Origin of the sequence: Candidatus Amarolinea dominans (assembly GCF_016704685.1) — a bacterium.
Taxonomy (GTDB): Bacteria; Chloroflexota; Anaerolineae; order SSC4; family Amarolineaceae; genus Amarolinea; species Amarolinea dominans.
In genome coordinates this window covers 185,168-203,083 of the sequence record NZ_JADIZS010000010.1, presented here as the reverse complement: position 1 = coordinate 203,083, position 17,916 = coordinate 185,168, and the positions used below count along the sequence as shown (strand labels likewise).

General features: G+C 63.5%; 13 protein-coding genes. 6 read left to right on the top strand and 7 right to left on the bottom strand.

The annotated features are described in order from the left end of the window. Together IPF85_RS08490 and IPF85_RS08485 are read left to right on the top strand one after the other, a co-directional pair. A partial coding sequence (locus IPF85_RS08490; protein ID WP_343407640.1) for a tetratricopeptide repeat protein occupies positions 1–2,326 on the top strand: 2,326 nt, incomplete at its 5' end. Between the two features lie 198 nt (positions 2,327–2,524). After that, positions 2,525–4,300 (top strand): hypothetical protein, encoded by a 1,776-nt coding sequence (locus tag IPF85_RS08485; RefSeq protein ID WP_343407639.1) that lies wholly within the window; start codon positions 2,525–2,527, stop codon positions 4,298–4,300. Positions 4,301–4,409: 109 nt separating this feature from the next. Here the strand turns inward: IPF85_RS08485 and IPF85_RS08480 are convergent, their stop codons facing one another. The 4 genes from IPF85_RS08480 to IPF85_RS08465 all read right to left on the bottom strand — a co-directional run bounded on the left by IPF85_RS08480 (position 4,410) and on the right by IPF85_RS08465 (position 8,917). Next, positions 4,410–5,057: a helix-hairpin-helix domain-containing protein gene (locus IPF85_RS08480; RefSeq protein WP_343407638.1), complete on the bottom strand. Its 648-nt coding sequence runs from the start codon at positions 5,055–5,057 to the stop codon at positions 4,410–4,412. A gap of 157 nt (positions 5,058–5,214) precedes the next feature. After that, positions 5,215–6,015, bottom strand: a complete 801-nt coding sequence (locus IPF85_RS08475) for a slipin family protein (protein WP_343407637.1) — start codon at positions 6,013–6,015, stop codon at positions 5,215–5,217. A 57-nt stretch (positions 6,016–6,072) separates the two neighbouring features. Further along, the gene (locus IPF85_RS08470; protein ID WP_343407636.1) at positions 6,073–8,565 is read right to left on the bottom strand and encodes a heavy metal translocating P-type ATPase; all 2,493 of its coding nucleotides are present in this window, start codon (positions 8,563–8,565) and stop codon (positions 6,073–6,075) included. 4 nt (positions 8,566–8,569) lie between these two features. Next, positions 8,570–8,917, bottom strand: coding sequence for a metalloregulator ArsR/SmtB family transcription factor (locus IPF85_RS08465; protein WP_343407635.1), 348 nt, complete (start codon positions 8,915–8,917; stop codon positions 8,570–8,572). A gap of 193 nt (positions 8,918–9,110) precedes the next feature. Here IPF85_RS08465 and IPF85_RS08460 point away from each other — a divergent pair, with 193 nt between their 5' ends. The 3 genes from IPF85_RS08460 to IPF85_RS08450 are packed head-to-tail and all read left to right on the top strand — an operon-like array spanning position 9,111 to position 11,257. After that, positions 9,111–9,941 (top strand): 4Fe-4S dicluster domain-containing protein, encoded by an 831-nt coding sequence (locus tag IPF85_RS08460; protein ID WP_343407634.1) that lies wholly within the window; start codon positions 9,111–9,113, stop codon positions 9,939–9,941. Continuing rightward, positions 9,935–10,345, top strand: coding sequence for a 4Fe-4S dicluster domain-containing protein (locus IPF85_RS08455; RefSeq protein ID WP_343407633.1), 411 nt, complete (start codon positions 9,935–9,937; stop codon positions 10,343–10,345). The genes IPF85_RS08460 and IPF85_RS08455 overlap by 7 nt, the downstream gene beginning before the upstream one ends. Before the next feature lie 3 nt (positions 10,346–10,348). Then, entirely contained in the window at positions 10,349–11,257 is a 909-nt protein-coding gene (locus IPF85_RS08450; RefSeq protein WP_343407632.1) for a cation diffusion facilitator family transporter, read from the top strand. 19 nt (positions 11,258–11,276) lie between these two features. Here IPF85_RS08450 and IPF85_RS08445 read toward each other — a convergent pair whose 3' ends face one another. The 3 genes from IPF85_RS08445 to IPF85_RS08435 all read right to left on the bottom strand — a co-directional run bounded on the left by IPF85_RS08445 (position 11,277) and on the right by IPF85_RS08435 (position 15,009). Continuing rightward, complete coding sequence (locus tag IPF85_RS08445) at positions 11,277–11,648, bottom strand: hypothetical protein (RefSeq protein WP_343407631.1); 372 nt, start codon at positions 11,646–11,648, stop codon at positions 11,277–11,279. Positions 11,649–11,662: 14 nt separating this feature from the next. Next, positions 11,663–12,913 (bottom strand): alpha/beta fold hydrolase, encoded by a 1,251-nt coding sequence (locus tag IPF85_RS08440; RefSeq protein ID WP_343407630.1) that lies wholly within the window; start codon positions 12,911–12,913, stop codon positions 11,663–11,665. 128 nt (positions 12,914–13,041) lie between these two features. Beyond that, positions 13,042–15,009, bottom strand: coding sequence for an ATP-binding protein (locus tag IPF85_RS08435; RefSeq protein WP_343407629.1), 1,968 nt, complete (start codon positions 15,007–15,009; stop codon positions 13,042–13,044). 101 nt (positions 15,010–15,110) lie between these two features. Between IPF85_RS08435 and IPF85_RS08430 the strand changes: the two genes are divergently transcribed. After that, complete coding sequence (locus tag IPF85_RS08430) at positions 15,111–17,876, top strand: bifunctional acetate--CoA ligase family protein/GNAT family N-acetyltransferase (protein WP_343407628.1); 2,766 nt, start codon at positions 15,111–15,113, stop codon at positions 17,874–17,876. The last annotated feature ends 40 nt before the right edge of the window (positions 17,877–17,916 follow it).

Here is a 17,916-nt window from a genome sequence, read left to right as displayed (position 1 = left end):
GCTGACGCCCAACGAAGACCGCCGCGCCGTGCAGGTGTACGATCGCATCGCGGCCGCCATTGCCAAAAGTCTCGGCCTGGCACTTGTGGGCACTGACCCACCGCACCTGCAGCTCATCCGCCAGTTGCGGCAACGGCATCTCTTGCTCATCCTGGATAATTTCGAACACCAAATTCTGGGCGCGAGCTGGCTGCCCATGCTTGTCAGCGAGGCGCAGCACGTCTACGTGCTGGTCACATCGAGACAGCGGCTTGGCTTGCAGGCTGAGCATGTCTTACGCGTGCATGGACTGCCGGTGCCGCCCCGGCGCGCGCCGTGGAACCGATCGCAGACCGATTCCGCCGGCGAGGACCTGGCCCAGGTCAGCAGCGTGCGCTTGTTCATGGCGCGGGCGGAGCGCGTGGGCGTCACGGTGCCACTGAACCCAGAGACTCGCGCCGCCATGATTTCGATTTGCCAGGCCCTGGAGGGCCTGCCCTTGGGGATCGAACTGGCAGCCACGCTCCTCGAGCACCAGTCACTGGCCGCGGTGGAAAGCACCCTGCTCAGCAGCCTCGCCAGCCTGACCACGAGCGAGTCAGATATTTCTCCGCATCATCGCAGCCTGCGCGCGGTGTTCGAACAGTCGTGGCATGGGTTGAACGCAGCCGAGGCACGCCTGCTGGCGCGTTGTTCGGTCTTTCGTGGCGGTTTCACCGAAGCCGCGGCCGCCGCGGTGGCCGCCGCGGCGCCGGGCCAGTTGACCATACTGGAACACCGGTCATTGCTGCGTCGCGCCGATGAAGGCCGCTATGACATGCACGAAATGATGCGCCAGTTTGCGGCCGCAAAGTTGCTTGCCGCGGGCGAGGCGCAGAGCATCGCCTCAAAACACAGCCAATACTACCTGGCCCAACTGATGCCCACTCAACACCGGCAAGACATCGAGCTGTCCGACTGCCAGCGGGCACTCCCGGCCGTGGCCCTGGCTATGCTTGTCACTGAGATTGACAACATACGGCAGGCTTGGCAGCAGGCCGTGGCGGAAAGACGCTTTGCCGAGCTTGGCCAGGCCGCCGATGGCTTGGGGCATCTGCTTGGAAAAGTCGGCCTGCTGCGCGAAGGTCAAGCGTTGTTCGATCGAACCTGCGTGGAACTGAGCGCCGCCGGCGCGCCGGCGAGCGTGCTGAGCGGCCTTAACATCCAGCAGGCCATGCTTTGCGACCGTCACGTCAAATATGCTGAAACTGCCGCCGCTGCGCAGCGGGCGCTGGCGTTTGCAACGACCGATCTGGAGCAGGCCCGGGCCTATCTTTGGTGTGGGACTGCGCAATGGAAACTCGATAATCTGGCGGCCGCCAGCACCATGCTGCAGCAGGCCTTGCAGATCTTCCGGCGTTATCAGCACACGGATGGTGAGGCCAATTGCTTGCATGAGCTGGGCAGCGTGGCCTATCGCCAGGGTAATTTGGCCTCAGCACAGGAACGATGGGAAAAAGCACTGGCGCTGAATCTGCAAACGGGCTGTAAGCGCCGCGCCGCGGGCACGTTGAACAACCTGTCTTCAGCTTATGCCGACTGCGGCGCCTACCAGCAAGCCGATGCCTGTATTCGCGAGGGCTTGCGCCTGCTCGCCGAAGCCGGTGGGCATCCCGTGATCCAGGGGTATCTGTTAGCCAATGAGGCGCGGGTGAGCTTGCTGCTGGGCGACTATCAAAACGCCGGCTTGATCTGCGCGCATGCGCTTGAACACAGCCGCAACATCCAAAACCAGGAACTGGAGTCGTGCATGCTGGCCCAACAGGCCTGGCTCGCCTACTACGCAGGCGCCGATGCGCAGGCCTGTCAACTGGCAGAAGCGGCGGTTGTCTTGAGCCAGGAAATCCGCTATGTTTATGCAGCCGGCATGGCCCTGCCGGTTCTGGGTCATGCCCAGCGCCGCCAGGACAACTTGGCGGCAGCCAGCGACAGCTACCGGGCGGCCGTGCAGATGTGGGAACAGCATGCGCTGGCCGCGCCCGAATTCGCCCTGGATTCACTGGCTGGGCTTGCGCTGATCTCCTGGGAACAGAGTCAAGTGGAGGAGGCCCGGCGTCAGGTCAACGAGATCCTGGACACCCTGGCCCGCGTCTCCTGGGACCAGGAGATGATCGCCGAACCGGTGGTCATCTGCCTGGCCTGCTACGACGTCTTGGTCGCCACCGGCGATCCGCGCGCCGACAGGGTGCTGCAGCAGGCGTGGCGCTTCGTGCGCGAGCGAGCCGATCGCATCAGCGACCCGGCCCTGTGCGATCGTTTCCTCAATGGTACCGCAGTCCATCGCCAGATCATGGCGCTGATCAACTGAACCGAACCTGAAACGCTGCGCAATCTGCAAGGTTGGCAGCACCTGCCATGCTTTATGAGGTGGTCATTTCGATGTTGCTCCCAGCGGGCGCTGCTCCAACCCTGCCTGAGACTGGGTATCTCCCCGTTCTTCATGTTGATTGCCAGAGAACTGACGCAGCCAGGCCTGTGGCGTGTCGCGGATTACCGGAGGTGAACCATGAACAAAGGACGTAAGCGGCCCTTGTGGCTGGCGCTGGTGGCGCTCCTGGTGCTGGGCAGCATTGCCCTGGGCCTGCAGGTGGCGCCGTTCTCCCCATCAACCTTGATCGCCGCACTCGACCGTGTCGTTACGACACAATTGGATCGCCTGACAGCGCCGGGCGCACAGCCCCATGCCTTGTCAGGGCCTTTTCCTGGCCAGGGCGATGACTCAGCCCCGTCGCTTGGCTCCTTTACCGTCTTCGTTGCGCCTGCTTTCCAGCCCTTGATGGCAGGCTATCCAGGCTACGATAGCGCCAGCGGGACGTTGACCAGTCCCACGCTATTCGATCCCACAACCATCATTGGACGCAGCAATCCCCATTTGGACGGCAGCGCGCCCGACACCGGCGGCACGCCGGTTGGCACAGCCGGCATTATGGTGGCCGACTCCAATTTCGCCATCGTACCTGCGGGCTTTCAAGGCCCGCCTGGCACGCGCGAGGTCCACACCCGCATTGCCGACTTCAACATTGCCGCGCTGGGCGGGCTGGTCATGGTGCGGGCTGGTGACTCCGCGCCGGGCAGGCCGCACAGCGTGGGTGAGGTTGAATCCCTGAGCGGCGCCAGCGGCGATCCAAATCAGGATTTTCCGGCCGAGAGCTTTTTCGACGTATTCGTCGAGGTAGACTTGCCGCCCACGGGTAGTTTCCCAGGGGGCACCCTGTTCAACAACACCCCACTGCTGGTGTTCAATGATAGCCTGCAGGCGTTTCCCCCACATGTGGTGTACATCCACGGCCAAACTCCGGCCGTGCCGGTTCTTTTTCTCAACGATGATCCGGGCAACGCCTGGCTGGCAGGCGACCTCTTCGGATGGCTGAGTCTGGCCGGGCACGGCATGAACTACAGCAACACCCCCCAGGACGTGCAAGAGTTCTCGAATATCATGCGCTTCCAGCCCAGCATGCCGATGGCCTGCCAGACTTTTCATCCGGCCGACCACAACGGCGATGCCCAAGTGAACCTGGCCGACATCGTCTTGATGGCTAACCGCTGGCCGACCAACGCCGATATTCAGACGGTGCAGACCACCGCGGCGGGCTTTGGCGCCGGCTGCCTGGTCAATCCCGCACCGCCCCTGGTTGTGCAGGCCGGCGACGATGTCTTTCGTTCACCGCCCGGGCAATCGGTGCTCTTTCTCAACCTGCCGCTGGGATTCTTCGGCCCTGGCTCGGATCCGTTCGTGGGCACCGTGCAGTTCGCAGGCGTGCCCTTTGCTCCGCCCAGCAGCCAGCCGTTTCAGCCTCAAGGCCCGTTTCCCCACGTGAGCGAGACCGCCCAGCACGTCCTGGTGGATGCACGCCAGGCCTCTGCGCAGGGCGACACCGTGATCAGGCGCTTGCAGGACGCCATGCTGCATGACCCGGGCACGCCGGCTGCCACGCAGGCCGTCCCCATCGAAATCGTGGCTCTGAATTTGATCAGCGTACAGCCGATCGTCGTCACCTATAACGGCGGACAGAACCCGCAGCCCTGGTCGGTGCAGATGCAGGTTCAACCCAACACGCCGCAGACCCCCGGCGCCATGACCATTACCCGCACCTATGAGCAGGGCGGCGTCTTTACCAGCGAGCTGCCTGTAACCAGTCACCTGACCTTCAGGAACCAGGCCGGCCCGGAAGTGGTCGGCCCCATCGCACGTACAGAGACCTTCTACACCGGCTTTGGCACCAATTCACCGCTAGGGCCGGGCTACGACACCGGCGCGCCGGCGCCGTGGTTCGTGCCGTAACACCGGCGGATCGCGACCAAAAAACAGAGTGGAAGGTTGGCAGTCCGTGGACTTACCATCCTTCCACTCACAGATTCTGGAGCACCCCACCTTCACCGCCGGGCCTGCCTCACTGCACGGTGACGAACGGCGCCAGTTTACTGTACGTAGCCTCACCAATACCCTTGACCTTCTTCAAGTCCTCCACGCTGCGATACGGCCGCCCTTCCACAATGCGCTGAGCCATCGCCGGCCCAATGCCGGGCAACTGTTCCAGGTCACTGAGGCTGGCTGTGTTGACGTTGATCTTGACGCCTGGCGCCAGGGGATTGGACGCGGTCGTGTCGGAAAGGTTAGTGGACCCCAGGGTCGGCGTCGCCACTGGCGCGCTAACCCCCACCGGCGGCGGGGTGATCTCCGCCACCTGGCTGGGGACATGAACCTGCGCACCATCGTAGAGCGGCTGCGCCAGGTTGAGGCTCGTCTGATCGGCCTGGGCATCGAAACCACCGGCCGCCGTGATCGCATCCCTGACGATCGCATCAGGCGCCAGCACATAGACATCAGGCCGCAGCACCGCGCCGCTGACATGCACGCGCAGCGGCGCGGGCGTTGGCGTCTCGGTGGGCAGCGGCGTCATGGTGGCCGTGGGCGGCAGGACGATCTCGATCGGCGTCTGCGCCGGGCGGCGCACCAGAAAGGCAACGCCGCCCAGACTGAGCAGCCACAGCAGCGCCAGCGCCAGTGTCTTGAAATTGCGTTGCAGCCAGTCGTTCATGCGTCATGCCTCTTGCAGGTAGCTAACGCAAACGCCAGCCCAAATTTCGCGTCAGGCGCGTCATCCGACGCAACGATGCTCGCCGTGCCCCCCGCAGCCCCGCCCCGCGCAGGTCGCTCTTGCGTGCCTCAACCGTGCGCGGGGCTTATTCTTGTACTCAGGCCTTGATCAGGGGCGCAGAAGGGGTTGCCGGCTCGGCCACGACCGGCAGAGAGTCAACCATGCTGCGTACGATTGTCAAGAGGTCAATCGGCACCGGGAAGATGATCGTCGAGTTTTTCTCTACGGCAATCTCAGTCAACGTCTGCAGATAGCGCAGTTGGATGGCGATCGGTTCGTCTGACATGGTCCTGGCGGCGTTACGCAGCTGCACCGCAGCCTGGAATTCACCCTCGGCGTGAATAATCTTGGCGCGCTTCTCGCGCTCGGCCTCGGCCTGTCGCGCCATGGCCCGCTGCATCGTCTGCGGCAGTTCCACATCCTTGACTTCTACAATGGAAACCTTGACGCCCCACGGTTCGGTGGCCTCGTCAATGATCTGTTGCAGTTTGGCGTTGATGCTCTCGCGGTGCTGCAGCAGCTCGTCCAACTCCGATTGACCGAGCACGTTACGTAGGGTTGTCTGCGCAATGTTCCAGGTGGCCCGGCGATAGTCCTCCACGTTGACCACCGACGCCGACGGGTCAATGACCCGGAAATAGACGACCGCATTCACCTTGACGGTGATGTTGTCTTTGGTGATCGCTTCCTGCGCGGGCACATCCAGCGTGATCGTGCGCAGATCTACCTTGACGAAACGATCTACAAAGGGGATGATCAGGAACAGGCCCGGCCCCTTGGCGCCGATCAACCGCCCCAGGCGGAAGATGACGCCACGCTCGTACTCCTGCACAATTTTGATGGCCGACGAGGCCAGGACGAACAGCAACAGAACAATGAACCCAACAGCGGAATACATAGTGAAACCTCCTGAGAATTGGGGCAGACAAAACTGCCCGGTGACTGAAACAACGATCTACGCGGACGACACGTCCGCGTCCCACTCATTCGTCGCGCGCCGCAAGAGGCGCATGCCGTTGAAGATGACGATCAACGAGGCGCCCATATCGGCAAAAACGGCCATCCACAGCGTCGCGGCGCCCAGCAGGGCGAGCGCCATGAAGACAACCTTGATACCCAGGCTGAACGCGATGTTTTGGCGGACGATGTGCCAGGCGCGCCGGCTCAGCGTTACCAGCGCGGGTAATTTGCGCAGATCATCCGCCAGCAACACCACATCGGCCGTCTCCAGGGCTTGATCGCTGCCTGCGCCGCCCATCGCTACCCCAACCGAAGCACGCGCCAGGGCCGGCGCATCATTGACGCCATCCCCGACCATCGCCACGCTGCCATGTTGAGCCAACAGCGCTTCCAGCGCGGCCACTTTCTGCGCCGGCATCAAATTGGCCCTGAACTCATCCACACCGGCCTGCTCGGCAATGGCGCGCGCGGTGCGCTCATTGTCCCCGGTCAGCATGACCGTGAGCGTAATGCCGGCGCGTTTCAGGCCGGCTAACGCCTCGCGGGCATCGGGGCGCACCGTGTCGGCAACGGCCAGCAGCCCCAACACGGGACCAGGCACGCGCCCCACCAACATCACCGTCTTACCGGCCGCCTCCAGATCGGCCACAGCCTGGGCCAGGCCAGAGGGCAGCGCCTGACCTTGTTCCGCAAAGAGCGCCACATTGCCCACCAGCACAGATTCTCCATTGACCAGCCCACGCGCCCCGCGGCCGCTGAGCGCCTGCACGTTCAGCGCAGGCGTGACGCTGAGGCCACGCTCGGTGGCCGCGGTCACCACGGCCTGCGCCAGCGGGTGCTCAGAGCGGCTCTCGACGGCCGCCGCCAGGCCCAGCAGCGCGTCGGACGTTATCCCCGCGTTCGGATCGAGCACCACGTCGGTCAGGGCGGGGCTGCCCTGGGTCAGTGTCCCGGTCTTGTCGAAGGCGATGACGCGCAGGCGGCCGGCAGTTTCCAGGGAGGCGCCGCCTTTGATCAGGATGCCTTGCTTGGCGGCCCGGCTGATGGCACTGACAATGCTGACCGGTGTGGAGATGACCAGCGCGCAGGGGCAAGCAATGACCAGCATGGTCAGGGCGCGGTAGAGCCAGCCGTGCGTGCCATCGGGCAGATTCCAGAACGGTTGGGCTGCCAGCAGCGGCGGCCCCAGCGCAATCAAGATCGCGCCCAGCACGACGGTCGGAGTGTAGATGCGCGCAAAGCGGTCAACCCAGCGCTGCGTGGGCGCCTTCTGGGCCTGCGCCTGCTCCACCAGGTGAATCAGGCGGCTGATGGTGTTGTCTGCAGCCAGGCGCGTCACCCGCACCTCCAGCGCGCCGCTGCCGTTGAGGGTGCCGGCAAAAAGCTCCCCACCCAGGGCCTTGTCCACCGGCACACTCTCGCCGGTGACAGAGGCCTGGTTGACCGCCGAACTGCCCGCGATGACGACGCCGTCCATCGCGATGCGTTCGCCTGCCTTGACCAGAATTATGTCGCCCACAGCAAGATCGGCCACCGGCACGCGCGTCTCTTGCTGCGCGCAGAAGGGGCAGATGCCGCCGCTGTAGCCATCCTGGCCCAGGTGTTCCTCGCAGTCCATGCAGCCGGTCAGGCGGGTGGCGGTGGCAGGCGCCAGGTTCAACAGGCTGCGGATGCTCTGGCGGGCGCGATCCATCGTGTAGGCTTCCAGGGTCTCGCCCAGACTGAAGAGGAACATGACCAGCGCGGCTTCCCACAGCTCGCCGATGACCAGCGCGCCCACAGCCGCCACGGTCATGAGGAAGTTCATATCCAACTCACGATTGATCCACAGCACGTTGAGGCCCCGCCGTGCCACGAACCAACCGCCAGTGACGGTCGCCAGGACGATGATCCCGTTGACCAGCCAGCCGGCCGCGCCGCCCAGCGTCAGCACGCCGGCCAACAGCAGCAGCAGTCCTGCCAGCAGCGTGGAGACATCCCGCGGGTGCCCGGTGAGGAAGCGCACGAAGGTTGACGCCGGCGCCACCGCGGCCGCCGCGTTCGCTGGCTCCTGCACGCGGTAGCCGAGGCGCTGGACACGACCGGCAATGACCCCCTGGTCAACCGCGTCGGTATCGTACTCAACCCACATCTTACCGGCCGTAAAATTGACAGTCGCCTGCAGCACGCCATCCAACTGTCCCACCCCGCGCTCCAACTTCAGCGCACAATCGGCGCAGTCCATGCCCGCAATGACCAGCTCGCGATGGCGATAGCGCTGCTGCACGGTCGCACCGGCGTCACGCGCGTGCTGTTCCACCGCGACCGCTGTGACCCGCGCCGGGTCATAATGCAGGCACAACCGAGCCGTCCGTCCGTTGCTACGGTCGAGGTGCGCATCATAGACGCCATCGCGCCGGCGCAAGGTGTCCAACAGGCGTTCGGCGCAAGGCTCACAGTCCCCGTTGGCAGGCAACAAAACCGGGAGGTCGAGTTTGATCTTTTGCATGAAATTACCCGTGGCGCACGTGATCGAGGCCCTGCTCGAACAGGCGCAAAATGTGGTCATCGTCCAGGGCATAGAAGATGTGGCGGCCGGCGCGGCGCATACGCAGCAGGCGCATGTCGCGCAAATAGGCCAGCTGATGCGAAACAGCCGATTGCCCCATGCCCAACAAGGTGCTCAGGTCGCTGACGCACAGCTCCGGCGTCCCCGTCAGGGCCGCCATCAGCCGCACGCGCGTCGGATCGCTCAGCGCCTTGAAAAGGTCGGCCAGGCGCACAGCCTGCCCTGGGGCCAGCAGCGGAACTTCCTGCCCCAGGGGATGACTATCTTGCCCGTTGTTCGTGTCAGCATCCATCCGTCATGTCCAGCGTTCGCAAACATATGAATACCTGTTCATATGTTAGCACAGAAACCGTGGTTTGTCAATCTTTTTTAGAGCTGCGCTTTGACCCGCCTGTGACCGTGTGTTACAATCGAAATGGCGCATGCAAGACGCCACCGTTGCTGATGGATCGGCAACGAGACGCTGCCACTAAAGATAGAGACCCATGCCTGACCTGACTCTGCTCACCAAACTCCTCTCGACATTCGGCGATGACGCACCGGCCTGCGACGCCAGTCTGTGCCTCAATCAGCGCTTCAAGGCGGCCAACTGCCACCTGTGTGCAGACGCCTGCCCGGTGGCGGCCATCACCGTGCAGGGTGCAAATGTGCGCATCGCGCCGGAGACCTGCGTTCACTGTGGCATCTGTCTGCATGTCTGCCCCACGGGGGTGTTTGCGGCCCCAAACCAAGCGCAGGCCGACAAGCGGCTGCTGGACGCGGCCGCGCCCCTGGCCGGCCGCGCCCTGGAGTTGACCTGCCCGGCCAATCGCCAGGTGGACAGAACCGCCGCGCCGGTCGAGGCCGTGGTGCAGAGCGGACGCTGCCTGGCCGCTCTTTCGTTGGCTGAACTGCTCGATCTGGCGCAGCCCCGCCAGCGCAATCTGTGGTTGAATGACAGCGATTGTGCAGCCTGCCCCCTGGGTCAGGCGCTGCCGGTCATCCAGGAGACGGCCACGCAGGCCAACCTGGTGTTGGCCGCCTGGCACCACCCCATCGAACTGCGCACGCAGATCACCGAACCGGATGCGCTGACGGCCGTCCACCGGGTAGATGTTTTTTCCGGCCAGCAGCCGACCTATTCGCGGCGTGAGTTTCTGACCTTTGTGCGGCACACGACGACGCAGGTGATGAGCAGTGTGGCGGTCGAGGCGTTGGCGCCGCTGAACCCGATGACAGGGTCGCCGCAACCGCGTGGCGCTGAGCTGTCCTATCAACGTCGTCATCTGACCGCCTCTGTGGCGCGGCTCGGCCCGCCCCCCAGCGCGCCATGCTGACGGACAGCCTGCCCTGGGTCACGGTGCAGATCAGCGACGCGTGTACGGCGTGCAGCCTGTGTGCGCGCTTCTGCCCTACGGCCGCCATCCGCTGGACGACGCAGACGCAGACGCCAGCGACGGACGCGGCCGCCGCCCAGCCTGTCACCACTTTCGATCTCAACTTTATCGCCGCCGATTGTGTGGACTGCGGTATCTGCCAGGCCGCCTGCCCAGAGGATGCCATCACCCTGCCGGACTCAGTCAACCCGGCGCAGATCGGCCGGCGGCAGATGCAGACGCTGCGCCAGGGCCACCTCGGCCCCTGCAGAATCTGCACCATCGCGACCGATCTGGCGGTGCGTTCCACCTGCCACGTGTGCAACATGTCGCTCACCAAGAAACGGAAACGATTGAAAGGATAGACCATGCAGCGACCTTCACTTACGCGTTTTGCCTGGCTCTCGATTGCCGCGGCCATCGTGACCATCGGGCTGAAGATGGCCGCCTATCGCGTGACCGGTTCGGTCGGCCTCTTGTCCGATGCCCTGGAATCGCTGGTCAACCTGGCGGCCGCGCTGATGGCGCTGGCCATGCTGACGGTGGCCGCGCGGCCGCCCGATGAGGACCATGTCTATGGGCATGACAAAGCGGAGTATTTCAGCAGCGGCGTCGAAGGGGCGCTGATCCTGGTGGCCGCGATCAGCATCGGCGTGACGGCGTGGAACCGTCTTCTAGCCCCACAGCCCCTGGAAGGCCTGGGCCTGGGCCTGGGCATCTCCCTGCTGGCGTCGCTGATCAACCTGGGGGTGGCGCTCGTCTTGCGGCGGGCCGGCCAACGTTACAGTTCGATTACGCTGGATGCAGACGCCCAGCATCTTATGACCGATGTGTGGACATCGGTCGGCGTGTTGGCCGGCATCGGCGCCGTGGCCCTGACCGGCTGGGAGCGCCTCGATCCGATCATCGCCTTTGCCGTGGCGCTCAACATCATTTGGTCGGGCGTGCAACTGGTACGGCGTTCGGCGCTCGGTTTGCTCGATACGGCCTGGCCTGCGCCAGAACGCAGCGTGGTCGCCAACATTCTGGATCGTTACCAGGCGCAGGGCGTGCAGTTCCATGCCCTGCGCACGCGCCAGTCAGCCGCACGGCGTTTCATGTCGGTACATGTCCTGGTACCCGGCGACTGGACCGTGCTGCGAGGCCATCAACTGCTGGAGAAATTGGAGCGCGAGGTGCGCGAGGCGCTGACCGGCGTCACCATCCTGACGCACCTCGAACCGCTGGAGGACCCGGTCTCCTGGGAAGATACGCAGCTCGACCGCCAGACTGCATGAGGTAGACAGATCAATAAAATTACAACACCCCTGCGTCTTCGCGTTGAATCGTTTCCTCGCCGGATGTTTGCACCTCGGCCTTCTGCGTCGCGTAGTCGTCTGCGCTGACGAAATCTCCGCCCGTCACCTCCTGGCTTTGCAGGCGGCGGTTGGCGTCGAAGGTCAATGTCATCTCCAGGCGCGCGAAGCAGCGTCGCGCGCCACCCACTAACGTTTTGCGAACGACGTGCTGTCCGTCGTCATCGGCGCTTGGATCGTTGCGCATGTCCACACGCACCCGGATGACTTCGCCGCAGCGCCGGCAGCGCACATAGAACCAGGCGCTGGCATCCTCCGGCTTGTGGTCACTGCCGCCGGCAAAGAGCGCTTTCAGGCTATCCAGTAATCCCATCCTTCACCACCTTGTCAAACATTCCCGACCAACATGTCGAGCAGGCGACCGAGGACGCGTTCGCCATCGGCGCGCAGGCCGTTGTGTTCGTATTCGTTGGTCACCCACAGCTTGAGGCCAGCCACCTGGCGCGCCGTTTGCTCGGCAAAGGCCAGTTCGACATACATGTCATCGTAATAGGAAACCGCCGCGACCGGTACGGTGTTGGCAGCCAGCGCAGAGGGGTCGTACAGCGGCGGCCAGCCGTCGTACGCGGCCAGAATTTCGGCTGCACCTTGCAGCGGCCGCAGGTACGCGTAATCCTCGAACATCCACGGGTAGATCATCTCGCCGGTGAACATGAGCGGCGCCTGGCCGCTGGCCGCGGCGTGCAGATCGAATTCGGGAAACTCCGCCAGCATCCGCTGCGCGGACCAGGCTGAGGCCGCGCCCTGGCAGTAGCACGGCTCGTGCAGCAACGCGTAGATCGGGTTCGTTTCGAAGGACTGCATGGCTTCCAGGCCGCGCAGAAAGACGAAGTTGATCTCCGGGCCGTTGACGCCGGTCACGAACGCGTTCTCCAGCAGGTAATGAACATTTTCGAAGCCATCGCTGGCGCCAAAGCCCATGCCGATTTGCTGAAAACGCCGCGCGCTCAGGCGGCCGCCGCCCGGCAAAGGCACGATGTGCCTGAGCAGATAATCGGCGATGCGCTGGCTGTGCGCTGCATCTTGCGGATAGCGTTCGAAGAAGCGGCGGTTCTTGCCCAGCGTCCGGCGGTAGGTGGCGCGGTAGATGTCGTCCACGGAGCGATCCAGGGGCGCCAGGCCGCCGGTGATGAGCGCGCCGGCCAGGCCCTGGGGCGCGTGCGAGAGGTAGGTCAGCACGCAGAAACCGCCGTAGCTCTGGCCCAGGGCCGTCCAGGGCGTGTCAGGCCCGGCGAGCGCGTGGCGAATCAACTCGGCGTCGGCCACAATGGCATCCGCGCGAAAGTGCTTGAGATAGTCGGCCTGCGCCTGCGGCGATGACAGCCGCGCCAGGGTTTGGAACGTCACCGGTGTGCTGCGACCCGTGCCGCGCTGATCGAGCAGGAGGACGCGATAGTCCTGCAAGGCCCGTTTGAGCCAGCCGCTGTTGTTGAGCGGCCGCGGGGCGCCGAAGCCCGGGCCGCCCTGGAAGAAGACAAGCCAGGGCAGCGCGGCATCCTTCTTGGCCGCGGCCCTCACTTCCCTGGCAAAAACGGTGATCTGTTCGCCCTGCGGCCGGCGCGTGATCGAGCGGGACACGAAACTCATGCTCGGTCAAGACAAGGCCGGGAATCTGGTTACTCGTAAGAATCATTGAACAAAATCCTCGATGCAAGTGAAAAGAACCATACCAGCAGCCGTCATCATTCGGGTACAGATGGCGACCCTCATCGCTTCTGCTCCCAATCCTCGAACGACTCACGGAAGCGCGGTTCGTTCGGCTGCAGCTCCAGCGCCTTTTCGTAGGCTTGTCGCACTTCGGTATCAGGAGACTTCAGCCAGGTCAGCGCTTTAGCCAGATCGAAATAGCACCACGCGTTGCGCACACGATCGTCAGACAACTGAATGGCGCGGCGCAGCAGCTCGACTGCGTCCCGCGTCAGCCGCTGCTTCGTCGTTCTGTCTCTCGACGCCGAAGTCATGGACAACTTCAGCTTCGTCTGCGCGTATTCGTGAACAGCTTTGGCGCTGTCCTTGATCATGTCGTAGTTTGATGCAAACACGCTGTGCGCGTCGGCAAACCGACCTGATCTTTTGTACAGCACAGCAAGTTCGATGAGATCATCAATTCTGGTAGGCGATGGCACTTGAGAGAGCAGGTCGGCCGCCTTAGAAAATTCTGATCTGTCAAGATAGTGTTTCGCCATGGCGAGGAAGGGTAAATGCGCATCCATCATCGGCGCGCCAGATTGAACGCTGGCGAAAAGTCTCTCTGCCGCGTGAACGTTGCCCAGGGAAGCATGGTATTCTATCAATTGCGCCACGAGCGCGCCTGAATTCACCGCCTGACTTACCGCCTGCTCCAGGTTTTCAACGGCTCTTTGACGCTCACCCGCGGCCCACAGATGGGCGCTTTCGCGCAGGGCATGGATGACCACATACTGCGGATGGGCCGGCAGAATGACGCGAAAGTAGGTGCGGCTCTCATCGAACTCGAAGATCGGGCGCGGCGAACCGTTTTCGTTCATCTTGCGATAGATCTTGGGGATACCTGTCCCGCGGCCTTCAGCGAGGCGAAGCTCCTTCAGGAATTCGCCTATGCGTCTGTTGCGACTGGGCACCGGGGGCACGGTTGCGCCCACCTGGAAATGGCGCATTTCGATGCCAGGCGCTGGCCCAGGATAGCTGATGATTTCCATCCGGTCAGGGTACAGGTAAACCTTCACCGGCTCCGGCACCCCTTCGTAGCTGCGATGATACACCGCGTTGACCAGGGCCTCTTCCATCGCTTCGTATGGAAAAGCGACCGTTCTGTGGGCCTCGGCCTGCCGGGGAATCTTCCGAATCATCGTGGTGCTCAGGGCATCCAAATAATCCAGCGCCTGCCTGATTTGCGCCGACAGCGGCCCGCGGAACAGCCTCTCTTCGATGAGATCACCGCCGGCGCCATCTCCAAACTGCACCACCTCGATCCTCGCGCCTGGGAAGTAAATCTCCGGGTCATTGACAAAGAAAAGGAGGGCGACATTCCTGGGCGCATCGAAACCGTTCACCTGGGCCGAAATCCGCATGTAGCGATATAAATCTCGATCTGCAACCTGGGCGCCCGGCGATACGAGATCGCTCTTGATGTCGGACAAGAAGTGGCGAACCAGCGTCGGCGAGATCACGTCAACCGTATGCCCCAGGCTGCGACGGTCGTCGAAGGGAACTTTGGCCGTCATTGCCATGAGCTGCGTGAGACTATCGCCTTTGGCCTCGACGGTCTCGGCGCCTTGCCTGACATAGTACCTGCGCTCGCCGCCACGAGTTGTCTCCGGCGCCTGATAGGGCCGCACATCGCCGGCCGGCGCCCAGATGACCAGGATCTGCCTGTCCTGGTAAACCTCAGGCGCAATCACCGGCTGGTATTCGGGATCAATTTTTCTGCAGTTTCCGCGAATCTGTTTCTGAATCTCGTCGAGGTTGAAACCTTCGAGGCCGCGCGGGGGCAAGACCGGCAAGCCGCCTTGCTCATCCACTCCGATGACGATATAGCCGCCGTTCAGGTTGAAGAAGTCGTTGGCAAACGCGCTGATTGTTCGTACCGTCTGTTCCAGGATGGGCGCGGACCAGGTTCCTTTGAATTCGCGGCGCACCGACTCCACCGAACGGGCGTTGATCAGATCATCCAGATTGATGGGTAGAATGCTCATTGGTTGAAACCATTTCGTGACAGAATGCTTGCAGTTATTGTACCACGACATGACGTGTGTTACAATCATTTCGAATCACTTATGAAAGACTGGAAACAAGCATGACTCAAACATCACGAACACCCGGCATTGACCCGGCGCACGACTACCTTCGTTACGATGAGCAGCCGCTCGACGCCATCTTCAACCCGCAGAGCGTGGCGCTGATCGGCGCGACCGAAAAAGCCGGCAGTGTGGGGCGCACCATTCTCTGGAATCTGATCAGCAGCCCCTTTGGCGGCACCGTCTTCCCCATCAACCCCAAGCGGCCCAACGTCCTGGGCATCAAGGCTTACCCCAATATCCGCGAGGTGCCTGATCCGATTGACCTGGCGGTCATCGTCACGCCCGCGCCCACCGTGCCCGACATCATCGGCGAGTGCGTCGAGGCCGGCGTGCGCGGGGCCATCGTCATCTCGGCCGGCTTCAAGGAGACCGGCCCGGAGGGCGTTGCCCTGGAGACGCAGATCATGGCGCAGGCGCGCAACAAGATGCGCATCGTCGGCCCCAACTGCCTGGGCGTGATGAACTGCCTGACCGGCATGAACGCCACCTTTGCCAACGCCATCGCGCGGCCCGGCAAGGTCGGTTTCATCAGCCAGAGCGGCGCGCTCTGCACGGCCGTGCTCGACTGGAGCTTCAAGCAGAATGTGGGCTTCACCGCGTTTGTCTCCATCGGCTCCATGCTCGACGTGGGCTGGGGCGATCTGATCCATTACCTGGGCGATGATCCGCGCACGGAGAGCATCGTCATCTACATGGAAACCATCGGCGATGCGCGTGGCTTTCTGTCCGCCGCGCGCGAGATTGCCCTGACCAAGCCGATCATCGTCATCAAACCCGGGCGCACAGAAGGCGCGGCCAAGGCGGCCGCTTCGCACACCGGCTCCCTGACCGGCAGCGACGAGGTGCTCGAATCGGCCTTCCGCCGCAGCGGCGTCCTGCGGGTGAACAGCATTTCCGATCTGTTCTACATGTCCGAGGTGCTCTCCAAGCAGCCGCGCCCCACCGGCGGACGCCTGACGATCGTCACCAACGCCGGCGGGCCGGGGGTGCTGGCGACCGACGCGCTGCTTATGGGCGGCGGCGAGCTGACCGAGCTGTCGCAGGCCACCTACGAAGAGCTGAACAAAATCCTGCCGCCGGCCTGGAGCCACAACAACCCGGTGGATGTGCTGGGCGACGCCAGCCCGGAACGCTACGCGCAGACGCTGGAGATCGCGGCGCGCGACGCCAACAGCGACGGCCTGCTCGTCATCCTGACGCCGCAGGCCATGACCGACGCCACGCGCACGGCAGAGGCATTGACGCCCTTTGCCCACTCCACCGGTAAGCCGGTGCTTGCCAGTTGGATGGGCGGCGCTGACGTGGAAAAGGGGGAACAACTCCTCAACCAGGGCAACATTCCCACCTTTCAGTACCCGGACACCGCCACGCGCATGTTCAACTACATGTGGCGCTACAGCTACAACCTACGCGGCCTGTATGAGACGCCGGTTCTGCGCAGTGATGCCGAGACCGGCGGTCAAAATCGCACGCTTGCGGCGCAGTTGGTGGACGCGGTGCGCGCGTCGGGTCGTACGATCATGACCGAGACCGAATCCAAGCAGCTCCTGGCGCTGTACGACATCCCGATTGTGCCGACGGAGATTGCCGCCAGCGAAGCAGACGCCATCGCCTGGGCCGACAAGTTCGGCTACCCCGTGGTGTTGAAGATCTATTCGGAAACGATCACCCACAAGACCGATGTGGGCGGCGTGCGCCTGAACCTGCAAAATGCCGACGATGTCGGTTACGCGTACCGGGCCATCGAACGGGCCGTGCGTGAGCGGGTGGGCGCGGAGCATTTCCAGGGCGTCACCGTGCAGCCGATGATCAAGCTGGAGGGCGCGTATGAACTGATCATCGGTTCGAGCGTGGACCCGCAGTTTGGCCCGGTGCTGCTCTTTGGCACGGGCGGACAGTTGGTGGAGGTCTTCAAGGATCGTTCGCTGGCGCTGCCGCCGCTCAACACCACCCTGGCGCGGCGCATGATGGAACAGACGCGCATCAGCCGTGCGCTGAAGGGGGTGCGCGGGCGCCAGGCGGTGGACATGGCCGCGCTGGAACAGATCCTGGTCAATTTCAGCCAGTTGATCGTGGAACAGCCCTGGATCAAGGAGCTGGACATCAACCCGCTGCTGGCGATGGAGCCGAAGGACGATGGACGGCCCTCGCTCATCGCCCTGGATGCCCGCGTGGTGGTCTACGGCGCGGAGACGGCGGCCAGGGACCTGCCGCGGCTGGCCGTGCGCCCGTATCCCAGCCAGTACGCGGCCTGGTGGACCTTGAAGAACGGGCAGAAGGCGATCATCCGGCCCATCCGGCCAGAGGATGAGCCGATGCTGGTCAAATTCCATCAAACGCTGTCGGACAGGAGCGTCAACATGCGCTACCTCAGCCCCATGCTGCTGGGCGAACGGGTGGCGCACGAACGGCTGGCACGGCTCTGCTTCATTGACTATGATCGTGAGATGGCGCTGGTGGCGCGCGGCGAAGATCCAGACAGCGGCGAACGCGCCATCTTTGGCGTGGCGCGGTTGCAGAGGGTGTTTGGTTCCGACGCAGGCGTTTTCAACCTGCTGATCAACGACCGCTACCAGGGGCAGGGCCTGGGCACGGAGCTGATGCGGCGCTTGATCGCCGTCGGTCGCGCCGAGGGCCTGGGGCGCATCCAGGCCGAATTTGCGCCCAACAACTACCTGATGCGCAGCATCAGCCAGAAGCTCGGCTTCACCCTGACCGAAACGCCCGGCGCGGCCATGGTCAGGGCGGAGTTGACCCTCTGATTCATTCACCCTCACCTCGTCCCCCGGACGAGATGTTTTC